Origin of the sequence: Ruegeria sp. (assembly GCF_040830605.1) — a bacterium.
GTDB lineage: Bacteria > Pseudomonadota > Alphaproteobacteria > Rhodobacterales > Rhodobacteraceae > Ruegeria.
The window spans coordinates 159,187-175,023 of sequence record NZ_JBFOMD010000004.1 but is presented as its reverse complement, the minus strand read 5'-3'; the positions used below and the strand labels follow the sequence as shown (position 1 = coordinate 175,023).

Here is a 15,837-nt window from a genome sequence, read left to right as displayed (position 1 = left end):
AACGGCGGATGTCCCGTACCTGCGGACAAGCGCCGAGGCAAACTTGCCAGAATGGCGCTGCCTGCGGAGACCCAGCCGAGACGCCGAATGTCCACGAGCCGGGGAAGCGGCGGAACAGCATGTGAGCAGCGGCAGAACCCAGCCCCTGACGCCGATGCGGCGGGAAGATGGTAAACTCGGTCACTTCGCGTTGACCGCCGGGATGGATGACCATCAGGGCAAATCCAACGCCGGTGCTGTTTTGCTCAATCCAGAAGGCATGACGTCCGACCTCATGCCAATACCGGTCCACCACCTCGTGCGAGGGGATACCCGCATCTGGCGCGATTTCCGCGAAGTAGGCTCTGATATCGGCCAGGAGCTTGGCACGTTCGGCAGGGTGGATCGGGGTCAGCCGCAGCGTCATGCCGCGCCCCTTCCCAAATCTGGCAAACGCGGGGCGGCGGCGATCAGCGCCTTGGTGTAGGCATGTTGTGGAGCGTCGAAGACCTGACCCGTGTCCCCCTGCTCGACAACCCGCCCCGCTTGCATCACCAGCACCCGGTCGGTGATGGTGCGCACCACGCTCAGGTCGTGGCTGATGAACAGATAGGTCAGGTCATAGGCGTCGCACAGCTCGGCCAGCAGATCGAGGATCTGGGCGCGGACCGAGACATCCAGTGCCGACACCGCCTCGTCAAACAGGATCAGTTCAGGCCGGATGATCAGCGCCCGGGCAATGGCAATCCGTTGCCGCTGCCCGCCCGAGAACTCGTGGATGTATTTCCGTGCATCATCTGGAGACAGGCCGACGGCGGTCAGCATCTCGGCCACCCGGTCATGCCGTTCAGCGCCCTTGGGCGGGGTATCGAGCAGGTGGAAGGGCTCGGTTATCAGCCGGTCGACGCGGTGACGGGGGTTGAAGCTGCCAAAGGGGTCCTGAAACACCACCTGCATCTTGCGGCGCACGTCCGGGTTGGGTCTGTGGCCGGTAAAGACCGGTTGCCCGTCGAGCAGGATCTGACCGCTCTGCGCCTCCTCCAGCCCCAGAATCGCCCGTGTTAGGGTCGATTTTCCGCATCCGGACTCGCCCACGAGACCAAGGCGTTCGCCCCGGTTCAGGGTAAAGCTCACATGATCCACCGCCCGGGCATGACCCGGTTTGGCAAACAGGCGCGTGCGCGGCAGGCGGTAGTCGCGCACCACCTTGTCCACCGTCAACAGGGGTGCGGGATCCGGGGTGGGCGGCAGGTCGACCTGATGGCCCGAGGCTTCGAACAGCATCTTTGTGTAGGGGTGCTTCATGTCCATCAGCAAGCGCCGGGTGGGGCCGGTTTCGACCACCTCTCCGTACCGCATGACGACGATGCGATCGGCCATGTCCGCCACCACCGCCAGATCGTGAGTGATCATCAAAAGCCCCATGCCGTATTCGCTCACCAGCCCCTTGAGCAGGTCGAGGATCTGCGCCTGCGTGGTCACGTCCAGCGCGGTTGTGGGTTCGTCCGCGATCAACAGCTTGGGGCGCAAAGCGATGGCCATCGCGATCACCACGCGCTGGCGCTGGCCACCGGACAGCTCATGTGGATAGCGGCCCAACGGGAAGCGGTCGGGCGGCAGGCCGACGCGGGTGAGCACCTCGCGCGCGCGTTCCTCCGCCTGGACGCGCGGCATCGCCTTGTGGATCAGGATGGTCTCCATCACCTGATCGCCGATGGTCCGGACCGGGTTGAGCGCCGTCATCGGCTCCTGAAACACCATGCCCACCGAGGCGCCACGCAGGGCGCACATCTGGGGTTCGGGCAGGTCCAGCACCTCCTGCCCGTCCAGTGTGATTGAACCCGAGGTCCGCGCCCCAATGGGCAAAAGCTGCATCACTGCCAGCGCCGTCATCGACTTGCCGGAACCGCTCTCACCCGTGACCGCCACGATCTGACCGGGCTCGATGGTTAGGCTGACCTCTTTCAGCACCTCAGTGTCATGAATTGCCAGCGACAGGTTATGGATCTGCAGCAAGCTCATGCGCGGGCCACACGGATGCGGGGATCGAGCCAGTCGCGCAGCCCGTCGCCCATCAGGTTCAGCCCCAGCACGGTCAGGATGATTGCAAAGCCGGGGATCACAGCCAGATGCGGGGCGAAACTGACCATGGTCTGCGCATCAGCCAGCATCCGGCCCCAACTGGGCGTGGGCGGCTGCGCGCCGAGGCCGACATAGCTGAGCCCCGCCTCGGCCAGAATGCCCAAGCTGAACTGGATGGTGCCCTGCACGATCAGCAGGTTGGCGACATTGGGCAGGATATGCTCGGCCGAAATCCGTGCCGCGCCCTTGCCCGCGACGCGGGCGGCAAGGATGAACTCCCGTTCCCACAGCGACAGCGCCGCGCCCCGGGTGATGCGGGCGAAGACGGGGATGTTGAAGACGCCGATGGCGACGATAGCGTTGATCGCACCGGCGCCGAACACGGCGGTGAACAGGATGGCAATGACCAGCGAGGGGAAGGCAAAAACCAGATCGTTGCCCCGCATTATGAACTCATCTAGCCACGAGCCCTTGCGCGCCGCCGCCGTCAGCCCCAATGGCACGCCCAACGCCATGCCGATGCCAACGGCGACCAACGCCACCGCAATCGAGGTGCGCGCGCCGACCATGATCATCGAAAACATGTCGCGTCCGAAATGATCGGTGCCGAACCAGTGCTGTGCGCCGGGGGTCTGTAACTTGGCCGGGATGTTCAGGGCGGCGTGGTCATGCGGCGTCCAGACGAACGAAATCAGCGCCGCCAGCACCACCAGCGAGGACAGGCACGCGCCGAGGATCAGGTTGCGGCTCATGTCCGGCTCCTCAGCCGCGGATCGACGGCGGCATAGGCGAGATCGACCAGAAAGTTCACGGTGATGACGGCAAAGACCAGCAGCATGACCACCGATTCCACCACGATCAGGTCGCGGGACGAGATCGCCTGAAACACCAGCCGCCCGAGGCCGGGCAGATAGAACACCTGCTCGATAATGATCGAACCGGCCAGCAGGAACGAGAATTGCAGCCCGATGATGGTCAGCACCGGGATCAGCGCATTACGCAACCCGTGCCGCCACAGCGCCTGACGGCGGGACAAGCCCTTGGCGCGGGCGGTGCGCATGAAATCCTCTCCCAGAATGTCCAAGAGCGCCGAGCGCATCACGCGGGCCAGGATCGCCGCTTGCGGCAGGGCCAGCGCGATGGCGGGCAAGGTCAGGGAGTGCAATCCGGTCCACAGGCCGCCCTCCCACCCCGCAAAGCCACCCGCGTTGAACCAGCGCAGGTTGATGGCGAAGATCAGCACCAGCATCATCGCAAACCAGAAATTCGGCACCGCCACACCCAATTGGGTCGCCCCCATCACCGCCACATCCCCCGCCTTGCCGCGCCGCGCGGCGGCGTAGATGCCTGCCGGAAAGGCAATCGCGGTGGACAGCGTCAGCGCATATAGAGCCAGCGGCAGCGACACCCACAACCGGTCGGCGATCATGTCCGAGACCGGCGTGCGATAGGTGTAAGACGTGCCGAAATCGCCCGTCAGCATGCCGCCAACCCAGGCCAGATAGCGCTGAGGCTTGGACACATCCAGCCCCAACTCAGCCCTGAGCGCCGCAAGCGTGTCCGGCTGCGCGTTGACCCCCAGCATGAACGAGGCTGGATCGCCCGGCGCCACCTCGATCACCGCGAAAATGACCAGTGAGGCGACGGCCAGGCTGAGGATCAGGGAAAGCAGTCGTTTCAGCGCGTATCTTAGCATCAGAGCCACGTTAGGCGTGCGGGTCAGGGCGGTCCAGCCTCTAGTGAATGACCAGATAATTGCCGACCGCAAAGCCCACGATGGCAACATAGGCCAGCGGATAGATCCATTTGACCGCGTAATTGTCGAGCTTGGCCGCCAGCGCCTCGCGCCCTGCCACCTGCATCCGTTGCAGGATCACGTTGAAGGCAATGATGGCGCCGGTGACCACGAACATCCATTGCAGAATGAAATCGAGGAAAGTCAGATACCCCAGCTTAGGCAGATCGTCCGACACCGCCCAGTTGAAGGCGACAAAGACCAGCAGGTTCGCCCCCGCGATCTCGATCCGCTTGCGGTATTCGTCCAGAAAGAACAGCGTCCAGCTGACCAGGATCAACACCACCATCGGCAGGAAGATGCGGATGACGTAATACATCACGTGCCGCCGCCCCTCGAAGGCCAGCGCCACCATGTCGCTTTCCATCCCCGACAGGCCGGTGGCTTTCGAAAGCTGCATCCGGGGCTTTTCGAGGATCCATTCCTCCTCCCCCAGCAGGCTGCCGAGGCCGGAGTCGTCATCGAGCACAGTGTAGGTCACCATGTCGGACGGGTAGACCGAGACAATCTCGAAATAGAACCGCTGCTTGTCGAACGGATACTTGCGGAAGTTGAAATGCGGTGCCTGCAAGGTGAGCGAAGACTTCTCGAGATACCGCACCCGCCCATCGGACCAGACGGCAACGACAGATTGATGAATCCAGCGGTTCGACTGCTGGTTCTGGATCACGAAGGCAGGCGCGATGGTGGGCAGGGACAGGGCGTGCTCGGTAAAGGCCTCAGGCTTGAAAATGCGCACGTCGCTGCCGAACTCTGCCTCATCGAAGGCCAGCGCCGGATCGCGCCATTCAGCCCGGATCGTGGCCACGGCTCTGTAGTTTTCAGATTTCTGATTGACCTCCACGATTTGGTCAATGTGGATGCCGATGGCCACCTCCAGCGGTTCGTCCCGCGAGCCTGGCGCCGGGCTCGATCCCGAATGAAACAGGTTCTGCGCGGCAGACACCGCGGGCCACAGCGAGAACACCAGCATAAGAAAAGGCAGGAACCGGGCAATCAGTCCAGATCGGCGCATGTTGGTTGAGACTTCTTTGAGTGGAATTCAGGACCGGGGCCCAATCTGGGGCCCCGGCAATGGCCGAATCATTCCGCCCAACTGATCTCGGACAGATCGAACGCGGCAGTGGGCGCGTTGACCCACAAGCCCTGCACACCGGCTTTGGCGACCCCGGTCTTGGCCAGCTGGAACAGGTAGCCGTTGACATAATCTTGCGAAATCATGGTCTGCGCCTGCCCCAGTAGTTCGGTGCGCTCATCGGGGTCGGTGGTTGTGTTCAGGGTCTCCATCAGGGCCTGAAACTCGGGATTGTCATACTGGAAGTAATATTCGGGTCGGGCATAGATGCCGATATCCATCGGTTCGGTATGGCTAACGATGGTCAGGCCGAAATCCTTACCCTTGAACACGCTTTCCAGCCACTGTGCCCACTCGACATTGATGATCTCGGCCTTGATGCCGACCTCGGCCAGTTGGGCGGCGATGATCTCACCTCCACGCCGGGCGTAAGAGGGGGGCGGCAGGTGCAATGTGGTCTCGAACCCGTCGGCAAAGCCCGCCTCGGCCAGCAGCGCCTTGGCCTGTTCGGGGTCATGGCCCGACTTGCTGGTCAGATCGACATAGGCCGGGTGATGCGGTGCGAAATGGGTGCCGATTGGGGTGCCATAACCGAACATCGCACCATCAACGATGGCCTGACGGTCGATGGCATGAGCCACGGCCTGGCGCACGCGGATGTCGTCAAACGGGGCCTGCTTGTTGTTGGTGGACAGGATCGTCTCACCCTCGGTCGAGCCGACCAGCACCTGAAAGCGCGGATCAGCCTCAAACTGCGGCAGGTTCTCGGGCGCCGGGAAGTTGTCGAACACGTCCACATCCTCGGCCATCATCGCAGCAAAGGCGGCGGTCGGGTCCGAGATGAACTTGAACGTCGCCTTGGCCAGCGCAGGCTGGTCGCCCCAGTAATCGGGATTGCGCTCCAACACGATCTTGTCGCCCTGCACCCATTCAGAGAATGTATAGGCCCCGGTGCCAACCGGATTGGTCTTGATATCGTCAATGCTCTCGGGCGCCACGATCACCGCATCGCCCCAAGCCATGTTGAACAGAAAATTGCCGTTGGGCTCACCCAGCGTGACCTGCACGGTCAGCGGGTCGACCACGCCCACATCTGTAATGCCTGCAAACAGAGCCTTTTGCGCGTTGGCACTATCCTCGGCCCGGGCGCGGTCGAGGCTGAACTTGACGTCTTCGGCATCCATGGCCGAGCCGTCATGAAAGGTCACGCCATCGTGCAGTTTGAAGGTATAGACGGTGCCGTCATCCGAGATTTCCCAGCTTTCCGCCAGCCCCGGCACGATGGAGCCGTCGCCCATGAAACGGGTCAGCCCCTCGAACACGTTGGAATAGACGACCGAGTCGATGGCCTGCGCCGCAGCACTCGTCGGGTCCAGATGCGGCGGTTCAAGCTGCATGGCCACGATGATGTCATCCTTGGCCCAGGCCTGCCCCGCGATCAGCGCGGAACTCAGCGCCATGGCCGATACAAATCCACGTTTCAATGACTGTCCCATTATCGTCTCCCCACGTAATGAACCGGTCGCCTGAGCCCTGCGGCCCGGCGTCTCTGGCCTCACTGTTTCCGCAAACTTTGGGTCAATCAAGGGAATGTTGGCGCAACCGGGCTTTATGTAAGGGGGGTCTGTCTGCTATGCCGCACTGCAACATAATCCGCCAGCAGGACTGACGATGAGCGCCACCGCCCGCAAGAAAGCCCCAAACGCCGAGGATATCCGCGCCCGCAAAGGCGGGGAGCCACTGGTCAGTCTGACCGCTTACACCACTCCGATGGCGCAACTGATGGACGCCCATTGCGACTTTGTTCTGGTGGGCGACAGTGTCGGCATGGTGCTGCACGGGCTGACCTCGACCCTCGGCGTGACGATGGAGATGATGATCCTGCACGGGCAGGCCGTGGCGCGCGGGCTGGCTCAGGCGATGATGGTCATCGACATGCCGTTTGCGAGCTACGAGGAAGGCCCCGCACAGGCGTTCCGCAACGCCGCCCGGTTGATGGCCGAGACCGGCGCGGGCGCTGTCAAGCTGGAAGGCGGGATCGAGATGGCCGAAACCATCCGCTTTCTGGTGAAACGCGGCATCCCGGTCATGGCCCATATCGGCCTGACCCCGCAATCCATCAACACGCTGGGCGGCTACAAGGTGCAGGGCCGGGATGCGCAGGCGCAGGCGGTTCTGGCCGATGCCTGCGCCGTGGCCAAGGCCGGGGCGTTCTCAGCGGTGCTGGAAAAGGTGCCCGCCTCGCTCGCCGATCAGATCACTGCCGAGGTGCCGATTCCCACCATCGGCATTGGCGCGTCCGCCGGGTGCGACGGTCAGATCCTCGTGGTCGACGACATGCTGGGCTTTTTCACCGCCTTCAAACCGAAATTTGTCAAACGCTATGCCGAGCTGGGCCCGCAGGCCGAGGCCGCCATCGCCGAATACGCTGCCGAGGTGCGCGCCCGCAGCTTTCCCGCCGACGAACATATCTTTGCCGATCAGGCCCCCGCCAAAGGACCCAAGGCATGACAGCCCCGATCCTGCGGCAACTGGCCTATCTGCACGCGAAAACAGACGCGTGGACCCGCGCGGGTGCGGTAATCGGAGTGGTGCCCACCATGGGGGCGCTGCATCAGGGCCATCTGTCACTGGTTGAGGCCGCGAAGGCCGATTGCGACCGGGTGATCGTGACGATCTTCGTGAACCCCAAGCAGTTTAACAACCCAGAAGACCTCGCCAAATACCCCCGCACCGAGGCTGACGATGCCGTCAAGCTGGAGCCTTATGGCGTCGATGCGATCTATGTGCCCGAGCCGGACCAGATCTATCCGGCGGGCTTTGCCACCAATGTCTCGGTCGCGGGCCTCACGGACGTGATGGAGGGCGAATTCCGTCCCGGCCATTTTGACGGGGTGGCGACGGTGGTGGCGAAACTGTTCCTCCAGACGCGCGCAAACAGAGCCTATTTTGGAGAAAAAGACTATCAGCAACTGATGGTCGTCCGCCGCATGGCCCGCGATCTGGATATCCCGACCGAGGTCATCGGCTGCCCGACGGTGCGCGAGGCGTCCGGTCTGGCCATGTCCTCCCGCAACCTGCGCCTGTCGCCCGAGGGGTTGGAGGTGGCTGCGCATCTTAATGCGGCAATGCGCTCGGTCGCCGAAGCGCTGGGCCGGGGTGAGGCTTTTGACGATGTAGCCAAACACGCCTGCGCGGAGCTGCTGGAAACCGGATTCTCGGAAATCGAATACCTCGATCTGCGCAGCGCGGCCTCGCTGAAGCCACTCGGCCGCGCCAGCGAACCTGCCCGCCTGTTCGCCGCCGCGCTGGTGGAAGGCATCCGGCTGATCGACAATATTGAGGTGCCTGCCGCCTGAATTCCGGACTGGTCCGAATGGGATATGTCGGGCTAGTGTCCCCCTCAAAAGTTCAAGGGGAGGGCAGGCATGACCCATATTCTGGCTATCGATCAGGGCACAACCTCAACCCGGGCCATTCTGTTTGACGCCGACATGCGGCCCGTTGGCACGGCGCAGACGGAGTTCACCCAGCATTTCCCGCAGGAAGGCTGGGTCGAACATGACCCGGACGAGATCTGGGACAGCGTTCTGACGGTCTGCCGCGAGGTGATGGCGGCTCAGGGCGTCATGCCCGCACAGATCGCCGGAATCGGCATCACCAACCAGCGCGAGACCACGATCATCTGGGATCGGGCGACCGGCAAACCCATCCACAACGCCATCGTCTGGCAAGACCGCCGCACTGCCGAGATCTGCGACCGGTTCCGCCATGCCGGGTGCGAGGATGACATCACCGCCCAGACCGGCCTGCTGCTGGACCCCTATTTCTCGGGCACCAAGGTGAAATGGCTGCTCGACACCATCCCCGGCGCCCGCGACCGGGCGGCAGCGGGTGAGCTGCTGTTCGGCACCATCGACAGCTTCCTGATCTGGCACCTGACCGAGGGTCGCGTGCACGCAACCGACGCCACCAACGCGGCGCGGACACTGCTGTTCGACATCCATCAGGGCGCGTGGAGCGAAGAAATTTGCAACCTGATGGACGTGCCGATGGCGATGCTGCCCGAGGTGCGCGATTGCGCGGCGGAATTCGGCACCACAAACGCACTGGGAGGCGAAATTCCGATCCTCGGTGTTGCGGGCGACCAACAGGCCGCGACGATGGGGCAGGCCTGTTTTGAGCCGGGGATGATGAAATCCACCTATGGCACCGGCTGTTTCGCCCTGCTCAACACCGGGGCTGAGCAGGTCGAGTCGCGCAACCGCCTGCTGACCACGATTGCCTACCAGATGAACGGGCAGCGGACCTACGCGCTGGAGGGCTCGATCTTTATTGCAGGCGCCGCCGTGCAATGGCTGCGCGATGCGTTGCAGATCATCGACACAGCGGCGGAAAGCGGAGAACTGGCCGCCCGCTCGGACCCGGCGCAACATGTGGTGCTGGTGCCCGCCTTAACCGGCTTGGGCGCGCCCTACTGGCACCCCGATTGCCGAGACGCGGTGTTCGGGCTAACCCGCAACTCGGGTCGCGCCGAGATCGCACGGGCGACGCTGGAAAGCATCGCCTATCAGACCCGGGACCTGTGGCAGGCGATGCAGGGCGACTGGGGCGCCGAAACGGATGTGATCCTGCGCGTCGATGGCGGAATGAGCGCATCCGACTGGGCCATGCAGGGCCTGGCCGACCTGCTGGGCGCCCCGGTGGATCGCCCGGTGATGCCCGAGACGACGGCCCTGGGCGCGGCCTGGCTGGCGGGGATGCAGGCCGGTATCTATCCCGACCAACAGGGCTTTGCGCAAACCTGGGCCCTGGACCGCCGTTTCCAGCCCCTCCTGCCCGCATCAGACCGGGATGCCGCTTACACCCGCTGGCAGAAGGCGGTTCAGGCGGCGATGATGTTTTCAGGGATGGCGAGATCTCTCTCCTGCCGTCAAGACGACATCAACCTGCTTTCCGAACACAGGGCGGCGCCTGACCGCGGGCGGGTGCTTCTGCGCTTGATGATCATCACTTTATCGGGCCACCACATCCGCGATTTGAGCGGGTTTACTGCGCCAACATAGCGCCCGCCCAAGGGGCGGTCGGGCGCTGCCCGGCGGCACTGCGTGCCTTGATTCCGGGCTGGGAGCCAAAGCCTTACCGGTCGCTCTTTGCGTTTGGCAGACCGCGCCTCTCTAATTGACTTTTAACGCCTGATGGCGAACCCGCGCGCCTTCGGGAATAGTCCGAGGCCGCGCATTCAGGTCGGCAATCGAGAACCCGGCCATGGATTTGTACTTATCTGCATGCGCCGCAAGGTCCACCCTCGGGATCACCTGCTCGATATCCTCGAAATCGCCACCGCACAGATCCTCGACCCGTTGCAGTACCGCATCCGGGCCTCCACCTGCCCGGTTGGCCAGACCAACGGCGGTTGTCAGGGGGCGCATCTCGGCCTCGTAGGCGGTCAAAGCGGCGGGTGCGGGGCCGTGCTGCAGCAGCTTTGCACCGATCATGCGGGCGTCGATGATGGCCTGGCTGGCTCCGTTCGAGCCCACCGGATAGGTCGGATGCGCGGCGTCGCCCATCAGCGTGACCGGGCCGTGGCTCCACCACGGTAGCGGGTCGCGGTCGACCATTGGGTATTCATAGACCACCTCGGCACCACGTATCAGGGCGGGCACATCGATCCAGTCGAATTGCCAGCCTTCGAACTCGGGCAGGAAATCGTTGGTATCGGCGGCGCGGTTCCAGTCCTCTTTCTTCCACCCGGCATCCAGCGGAAAGCGTTTCTCGGCGATCCAGTTGATCGTTGCGATACCGTCCGCATCGGGGTCCGAAATCGGATAGGCCACCATCCGCAACGCATCGTGCCCGATCATCACCATCGCCGCTCCGCCGAACCAGACCGGCGCCTGCGTGGTGGCGCGCCAGAGGACACGGCCATTCCAGATCGGTTCACCCTCGCCCGGATACATCTGCGCCCTGAGCGCCGAATGGATGCCGTCGGCGCCCACCAGCAGGGCGCCCTCGATCCCACGACCGTCTTCCAGCCACAACACGCCACCGCTTTCGGTAGTTTCGAACCCGACCGCCCGCGCGCCGACGACCACGCAATCCGGCCCGACCCGATCGATCAGCGCGTGATAGAGCATCATCTGCAGGTGCCCGCGATGCACCGAGTATTGCGGCCAAGCATAACCGGCCCAGGTGCCGCGCGGTTCCTCCCAGATCGTCTTGCCGAGCTTGGAATAGAACCCGTACTGCCGCGTTTTGACCCCGATGGCCTGAAGCTCGGCGCCGAGGCCCAGGTCCATAAGTTCGCGCACCGCGTTGGGTTGCAGGTTGATGCCAACGCCCATGGGGCGCATCTGGCGCGCGGCCTCGAAGATGCGGAAGGGAACGCCGATCTGGTGCAGGGTCAAGCCCAGACTGAGCCCCGCAATGCCGCCACCTGCGATCAGTATGGTCATTGTCCCGCCCTCCGTCCGGCCGGGCCCAGAGAAACAGGCAGAGGCGCGGGGCGCAAGCCTCAGGCCTTGGCAGAGATGATCAGATCAGGGCCAAAGATCGTGTCGGCGTGATGATGCAGATAGATCTTGAGCCAAGGCGTAAAGCGCTCGGGGTGGCGTTTCACTTCGGCGAGCAGGTCGTGATAATCGATCCAGCGTGTATCCATAACTTCGTCCGGATTAGGCTCCATCGCCAATGCCCCACGGGCGTGGGCCAGGAACACGTCCACCACCTCATTCTCGACCATGTTGTTGCCGACATCGGCGTGATATTCCAGTCGGTGGCGGTATTCGGGATACAGGCCGCCGATCCCCAGTTCCTCGCCCAGACGCCGCACGGCGCAAGCGGATGAGGTTTCGTCCCAGTCGGGATGGGTGCAGCAGGTATTCGCCCACAGGCCCGGCGTGTGGTATTTGCTCATGGCCCGGCGCTGCATCAGGATTTCCATTCCACGCACGACAAAGACTGACACGGCCTTGTGCTTGAGGCCCTTTTCATGCGCCTCCAGCTTGTCCACGGGGGTCAGTTCGCCATCGACCCATGCCGGGATCATGATTCCCATGTCAGTTTCTCCTGCTGCCACTGCGCCCGTCGGGGCGCCTGGGCGGGCGTTTGGATGGCCGGATCGACCAGAGGCGTATCGGTTGCGCCGAGTGGGCGGCATGGCCCTTTCAACCGGCTCCGGTTTCAAAGTGGCGCCGAACCGGCGCGCGATCAATCGCACGAAAGGCCGCAGGGGGCTGCGGCCTTTGCGAAGGGTTAATGAGTGGGTGAGGACCGTTATTCGGACGCTACGCTCGCGAGATAGGCATAGACGTCCTCGGCGCCTTTCCTCAGCTTGAAGGTCATCTTGGACTTGGCGCCATCATCCTCGAGATAGGTTTTCAGGAACGTCTTGGGGTCCTGGGAATACTCGATGAAAGTGGCCTCATCCCAAACCAGACCCTTCTCGCCGGCCTCGACCAGGCTTTTGCCGTATTTGTAACCTTCGACGGTGCCTGCGGTGCGCCCTGCGATACCGTAGAGGTTTGGGCCGGTCTTGCCGCCCTTGACGATGGTTTCGCCGGCATCGCTTTCGATGGTGTGGCAGGATTTGCACTTGTTGAAGGCTTTTTCGCCCTTCTCGGCATCGCCCTCGGCGAAGGCTGGAACGGCCAGCAGGCCAACAAGCGCAGTGGCAAGGATACGAGTCATGGCTGATACTCCAAAGGTTCTTGGCTGCCTCAATGGAAGCCTGCGGCCAGCGATAGTCAACCGGCAGATTGCCGCGCGCGGGCAGTGTGTCGCACATCATGCGCGATGACAGGCCTAATTGTTGCCGGGGATCGCCGACCAGCTCGGCAAAAGATCGCCTTTAGCGGGGGTGGCAAGATAGATGGCGCGCGCGACAGCCCGGCTGAGGCACAGCGCAGCTGCGTGGCCGATGCGGGTGAGGTCCTGATCGGGGTTGGTCAGGGAGCGGGCGCCGGTGCTGACGCTGAACACCAGATCGCCATCGCCCGGAGAATGCGCAGGCACGATGGCGCGGGCGATGCCGTCATGGGCGGCAATGGCCACGCGCTGGCACTGCGCCTTGGTCAAGTCGGCATCTGTGGCGACGATGGCGATGGTGGTATTGGCGCGTTCTGTTGCCTGCGTTTGCATGGACTGCATCTTGCGGCTTTCGAACCCACGCCCCAGCCCCGCGTTTGGATCGGGTCCAACGCCGCCGAATTCTGCGCCTATCTCGAATGGGGCGGCCCAGAAGTGGCGGTCGCCGGGAGTGGTGACGCTGCCCATCGGATTGGCAGCAACCAGTGCGCCGACAATGGTGCCGTCCTCAAGTATCAGCGAGGCCGAACCCAGCCCGCCCTTGAGCATTGCCGTCAGCGCACCGGTGCCCGCGCCTGCAGTACCGAGGGCGAAGCTGTCCGAAGCGGCTTCGAAGGCGGCGCGGCCCAAGGCGCGGTAAGGGTTCTCGGCCCAGCCCTTTTGCCCGCCGTTGAGCAGGTCGAAAATGATCGCTCCGGGCACGATGGGGATGACGGCATCCGCCACCCGAAACCCACGCCCACGTGCTCGCAATGCGTCCGAGACACCGGAACAGGCGTCGAGCCCGAAGGCCGAGCCACCCGAAAGCGTGATGGCGTCGATCCGGGCCACGGATTTGTCGGGCGCCAGCAGATCGGTTTCGCGCGTGCCCGGCGCGCCGCCCATCACGTGGACTGAGGCGGTGAACGGGGTGTCGGCGGTCAGGACGGTGGTGCCGGATTTCAACACATCGTCCTGCGCGTTGCCGACTTTGAGGCCGGGGATATCGGTGATCAGGTTTTTGGGGCCCGGGATCATTGCTGTCTTGTCCGTTGGTACGGGAAAGCGCGCGGCCGCGCGCTGCCTCCGGCGGGGATATTTTTGAACAGAAGAAGGGGCAGGTCAGATACAGCGGCCACCGTCGACCTCCATTGCGACACCGGTGATCATGCCGGCCTCGTCCGAGCAGAGGAAACAGGCGGCGTTACCCATGTCTTCGGGGGTGGAGAAACGGCCGAGCGGGATAGTCGAGAGGAACTTGGCGCGCATTTCCGGCGTGTCCTCGCCCATGAAGGATTTGAGCAGCGGGGTTTCCCCGGCCACCGGGCAGATCGCGTTGACCCGGACACCTGACGGGGCCAGTTCCACCGCCATGGTTCGGGTGGCGGTGATCATCCAGCCTTTGGAGGCGTTGTACCAGTTGAGGTTGGGGCGCGGCGAGATGCCCGCGGTTGAGGCGACGTTGAGAATGGCGCCGGTGCCGCGGTTTTTCATATGCGGGACCAGCGCGCGGGCGGTCAGGTAGACGGATTTCATGTTCACGTTGAACACCCGGTCGAAATCGTCCTCACCGACATCCTCCAGCGGCGTCGGCAGATGGGTAACGCCCGCATTGTTGACCAGAATATCGAGCTGACCAAAGGCGGCGAGCGCGGCTTGTGCCATGGCATTTACCGAGGCACCATCCGCCACGTCGACCTGTTGCGCGACGGCGTTTTCGCCCAGTTCAGCCGCCATGCGGGTCGCAGCCTCGCCGTTGATATCGGCGATCATCACCCGGGCGCCTTCCGCGATGAACTTGGTAGCAATCCCGGCGCCAAAGCCCGAGGCGGCGCCGGTGACAATTGCGGTTTTTCCCTGAAGCCTCATGGCCCTGCCCCCTCTCGGCTATCGGGGGCAGAGTATCAACGTGCCCGGAAGATGCCAGACTATTCCTCGCCCACCTTGCCGCGCAGCGCCTTGACCTCGCCCCGCGCTTTCTTGGCTGCAAGACGGCGCTTTACCGAGCCATAGGTGGGTTTGGTGGCGATCCGGCGTTTCGGCTTGACCAGCGCCTTGGCGATCAGCGCGGCCAGCCGCTGGCGCGCGATCTCGCGGTTGCGGGTTTGCGAGCGGGTCTCGTCGCATTGAATGACGATAGCCCCCTCCTTGGTCCAGCGCCGCCCGGCGAGGCGTTTCAGGCGGGATTTGATCGGATCGGGGAGGGCGGGCGAGCGCTCGGCCTCGAACCGCAGTTCAACCGCCGTCGAGACCTTGTTGACATTCTGCCCGCCGGGACCCGAAGCGCGCATGAAGCTTTCGGTGATTTCCCAGTCCTCTATGGCGATATCGTCGCTGATGCGCAGCATGACGCGACCTTACAGGCGGGAAAACGAAAGGGCCACCCGGGTGGGGTGGCCCTGACAGGTCAGGCGATACGTGCTGCCGGGTCGAGCCGCTGCACGATCACCCGGAACGGGATCAGCGCGATCAGCGCCAGTGACAGTTTCACCAGCCAGTCGGCAAAGGCCAGCGTCACCCAAAGCGGGGCGGCGGGGCCGGAATTCATGAACGGCACCGCCTCCCACGCCCAGTTGATGGCGGCGTCGGCGCTCGGGCCGAACACGGTGACCGAGGCGGAAAAGGCGATGGTGAAGAACAGCGCGGTGTCCAGCGCCGAGCCGATCAGGGTCGAGATCAGCGGCGCGCGCCACCAGACCCCACCGCGAAAGCGGTTGAACACGGTGACGTCGGTAAGCTGCGCCACAAGGAACGCGGTGCCCGAGGCAACGGCGATGCGCAGTGGCACGGCGGGGCCGAACTCGAGCATGATCTGGCTGCCGATCAGCGAGCAGATGACACCAGTCACAAACCCGGCGAAAACCACCTTGCGCGCCGGTCCCACGCCGTAGACGCGGTTCATGATATCCGTCACCAGAAAGGCCAGCGGATAGGTAAAGGCACCCCAGGTCAGGAGGCCGTCCAGGATCAGGAACTGGACCAGAATATTCGATGCCACCACGATGGCGGCCATGGCAAAGATGCCGGGAAGGTATGAGCGTTGCATGTCTTGATGCCCGTTTTGACAAGGTTGCGGCGACTTGGCCCGGCGAGGCCACCGGGCAAAGCGGGCTTCTAACCG

General features: G+C 63.6%; 15 protein-coding genes. 3 read left to right on the top strand and 12 right to left on the bottom strand.

What is annotated here, in order from left to right:
* Window positions 1-402: 402 nt before the first annotated feature.
* From AB3N21_RS07535 to AB3N21_RS07515, 5 genes are all read right to left on the bottom strand, one after another.
* Entirely contained in the window at window positions 403-2,001 is a 1,599-nt protein-coding gene (locus AB3N21_RS07535; RefSeq protein WP_367934651.1) for an ABC transporter ATP-binding protein, read from the bottom strand.
* On the bottom strand, window positions 1,998-2,813 hold the full coding sequence (locus AB3N21_RS07530) for an ABC transporter permease (protein ID WP_367934650.1): 816 nt from the start codon (window positions 2,811-2,813) through the stop codon (window positions 1,998-2,000). Before AB3N21_RS07530 ends, AB3N21_RS07535 begins: the two co-directional genes overlap by 4 nt.
* On the bottom strand, window positions 2,810-3,757 hold the full coding sequence (locus tag AB3N21_RS07525; RefSeq protein ID WP_367934649.1) for an ABC transporter permease: 948 nt from the start codon (window positions 3,755-3,757) through the stop codon (window positions 2,810-2,812). Before AB3N21_RS07525 ends, AB3N21_RS07530 begins: the two co-directional genes overlap by 4 nt.
* 40 nt (window positions 3,758-3,797) lie before the next feature.
* Complete coding sequence (locus AB3N21_RS07520; RefSeq protein WP_367934648.1) at window positions 3,798-4,871, bottom strand: hypothetical protein; 1,074 nt, start codon at window positions 4,869-4,871, stop codon at window positions 3,798-3,800.
* A 68-nt stretch (window positions 4,872-4,939) separates the two neighbouring features.
* On the bottom strand, window positions 4,940-6,427 hold the full coding sequence (locus AB3N21_RS07515; RefSeq protein ID WP_367934647.1) for an ABC transporter substrate-binding protein: 1,488 nt from the start codon (window positions 6,425-6,427) through the stop codon (window positions 4,940-4,942).
* A 175-nt stretch (window positions 6,428-6,602) separates the two neighbouring features.
* Here AB3N21_RS07515 and panB point away from each other — a divergent pair, with 175 nt between their 5' ends.
* The 3 genes from panB (at window position 6,603) to glpK (ending at window position 9,997) form a co-directional block, all read left to right on the top strand.
* Window positions 6,603-7,442 carry a 3-methyl-2-oxobutanoate hydroxymethyltransferase gene (gene panB, locus AB3N21_RS07510; RefSeq protein WP_367934646.1) on the top strand — a complete coding sequence of 280 codons (840 nt, stop codon included), beginning with the start codon at window positions 6,603-6,605 and terminating at the stop codon, window positions 7,440-7,442.
* Window positions 7,439-8,290: a pantoate--beta-alanine ligase gene (gene panC / locus AB3N21_RS07505; RefSeq protein ID WP_367934645.1), complete on the top strand. Its 852-nt coding sequence runs from the start codon at window positions 7,439-7,441 to the stop codon at window positions 8,288-8,290. The genes panB and panC overlap by 4 nt, the downstream gene beginning before the upstream one ends.
* 69 nt (window positions 8,291-8,359) lie before the next feature.
* The gene (glpK, locus tag AB3N21_RS07500) at window positions 8,360-9,997 is read left to right on the top strand and encodes a glycerol kinase GlpK (RefSeq protein WP_367934644.1); all 1,638 of its coding nucleotides are present in this window, start codon (window positions 8,360-8,362) and stop codon (window positions 9,995-9,997) included.
* Between the two features lie 111 nt (window positions 9,998-10,108).
* On the opposite strand, the gene AB3N21_RS07495 is transcribed toward glpK, so the two are convergent.
* The 7 genes from AB3N21_RS07495 to AB3N21_RS07465 all read right to left on the bottom strand — a co-directional run bounded on the left by AB3N21_RS07495 (window position 10,109) and on the right by AB3N21_RS07465 (window position 15,762).
* Window positions 10,109-11,386: a flavin-dependent oxidoreductase gene (locus AB3N21_RS07495; protein ID WP_367934643.1), complete on the bottom strand. Its 1,278-nt coding sequence runs from the start codon at window positions 11,384-11,386 to the stop codon at window positions 10,109-10,111.
* A gap of 59 nt (window positions 11,387-11,445) precedes the next feature.
* Window positions 11,446-11,988: an isopentenyl-diphosphate Delta-isomerase gene (idi, locus tag AB3N21_RS07490; RefSeq protein ID WP_367934642.1), complete on the bottom strand. Its 543-nt coding sequence runs from the start codon at window positions 11,986-11,988 to the stop codon at window positions 11,446-11,448.
* A 218-nt stretch (window positions 11,989-12,206) separates the two neighbouring features.
* A complete protein-coding gene (locus AB3N21_RS07485) occupies window positions 12,207-12,620 on the bottom strand; it encodes a cytochrome c family protein (protein WP_367934641.1) in 414 nt (137 codons plus the stop codon).
* 114 nt (window positions 12,621-12,734) lie between these two features.
* Window positions 12,735-13,754, bottom strand: coding sequence for a P1 family peptidase (locus AB3N21_RS07480; protein ID WP_367934640.1), 1,020 nt, complete (start codon window positions 13,752-13,754; stop codon window positions 12,735-12,737).
* An 84-nt stretch (window positions 13,755-13,838) separates the two neighbouring features.
* Window positions 13,839-14,585: an SDR family oxidoreductase gene (locus tag AB3N21_RS07475; protein ID WP_367934639.1), complete on the bottom strand. Its 747-nt coding sequence runs from the start codon at window positions 14,583-14,585 to the stop codon at window positions 13,839-13,841.
* A 59-nt stretch (window positions 14,586-14,644) separates the two neighbouring features.
* On the bottom strand, window positions 14,645-15,064 hold the full coding sequence (arfB, locus tag AB3N21_RS07470; RefSeq protein ID WP_367934638.1) for an alternative ribosome rescue aminoacyl-tRNA hydrolase ArfB: 420 nt from the start codon (window positions 15,062-15,064) through the stop codon (window positions 14,645-14,647).
* A gap of 59 nt (window positions 15,065-15,123) precedes the next feature.
* On the bottom strand, window positions 15,124-15,762 hold the full coding sequence (locus AB3N21_RS07465) for a queuosine precursor transporter (RefSeq protein ID WP_367934637.1): 639 nt from the start codon (window positions 15,760-15,762) through the stop codon (window positions 15,124-15,126).
* Window positions 15,763-15,837: the final 75 nt, after the last annotated feature.

What these genes read in the sequence shown, in the direction of transcription:
- AB3N21_RS07495 (WP_367934643.1), bottom strand. Translation starts at nt 11,386, where the DNA reads ATGACCATACTGATCGCAGGTGGCGGCATTGCGGGGCTCAGTCTGGGC.
- AB3N21_RS07520 (WP_367934648.1), bottom strand. Translation starts at nt 4,871, where the DNA reads ATGCGCCGATCTGGACTGATTGCCCGGTTCCTGCCTTTTCTTATGCTG.
- AB3N21_RS07465 (WP_367934637.1), bottom strand. Translation starts at nt 15,762, where the DNA reads ATGCAACGCTCATACCTTCCCGGCATCTTTGCCATGGCCGCCATCGTG.
- AB3N21_RS07530 (WP_367934650.1), bottom strand. Translation starts at nt 2,813, where the DNA reads ATGAGCCGCAACCTGATCCTCGGCGCGTGCCTGTCCTCGCTGGTGGTG.
- arfB (WP_367934638.1), bottom strand. Translation starts at nt 15,064, where the DNA reads ATGCTGCGCATCAGCGACGATATCGCCATAGAGGACTGGGAAATCACC.
- AB3N21_RS07515 (WP_367934647.1), bottom strand. Translation starts at nt 6,427, where the DNA reads ATGGGACAGTCATTGAAACGTGGATTTGTATCGGCCATGGCGCTGAGT.
- glpK (WP_367934644.1), top strand. Translation starts at nt 8,360, where the DNA reads ATGACCCATATTCTGGCTATCGATCAGGGCACAACCTCAACCCGGGCC.
- AB3N21_RS07485 (WP_367934641.1), bottom strand. Translation starts at nt 12,620, where the DNA reads ATGACTCGTATCCTTGCCACTGCGCTTGTTGGCCTGCTGGCCGTTCCA.
- AB3N21_RS07475 (WP_367934639.1), bottom strand. Translation starts at nt 14,585, where the DNA reads ATGAGGCTTCAGGGAAAAACCGCAATTGTCACCGGCGCCGCCTCGGGC.
- panC (WP_367934645.1), top strand. Translation starts at nt 7,439, where the DNA reads ATGACAGCCCCGATCCTGCGGCAACTGGCCTATCTGCACGCGAAAACA.
- AB3N21_RS07480 (WP_367934640.1), bottom strand. Translation starts at nt 13,754, where the DNA reads ATGATCCCGGGCCCCAAAAACCTGATCACCGATATCCCCGGCCTCAAA.
- idi (WP_367934642.1), bottom strand. Translation starts at nt 11,988, where the DNA reads ATGGGAATCATGATCCCGGCATGGGTCGATGGCGAACTGACCCCCGTG.
- AB3N21_RS07525 (WP_367934649.1), bottom strand. Translation starts at nt 3,757, where the DNA reads ATGCTAAGATACGCGCTGAAACGACTGCTTTCCCTGATCCTCAGCCTG.
- panB (WP_367934646.1), top strand. Translation starts at nt 6,603, where the DNA reads ATGAGCGCCACCGCCCGCAAGAAAGCCCCAAACGCCGAGGATATCCGC.
- AB3N21_RS07535 (WP_367934651.1), bottom strand. Translation starts at nt 2,001, where the DNA reads ATGAGCTTGCTGCAGATCCATAACCTGTCGCTGGCAATTCATGACACT.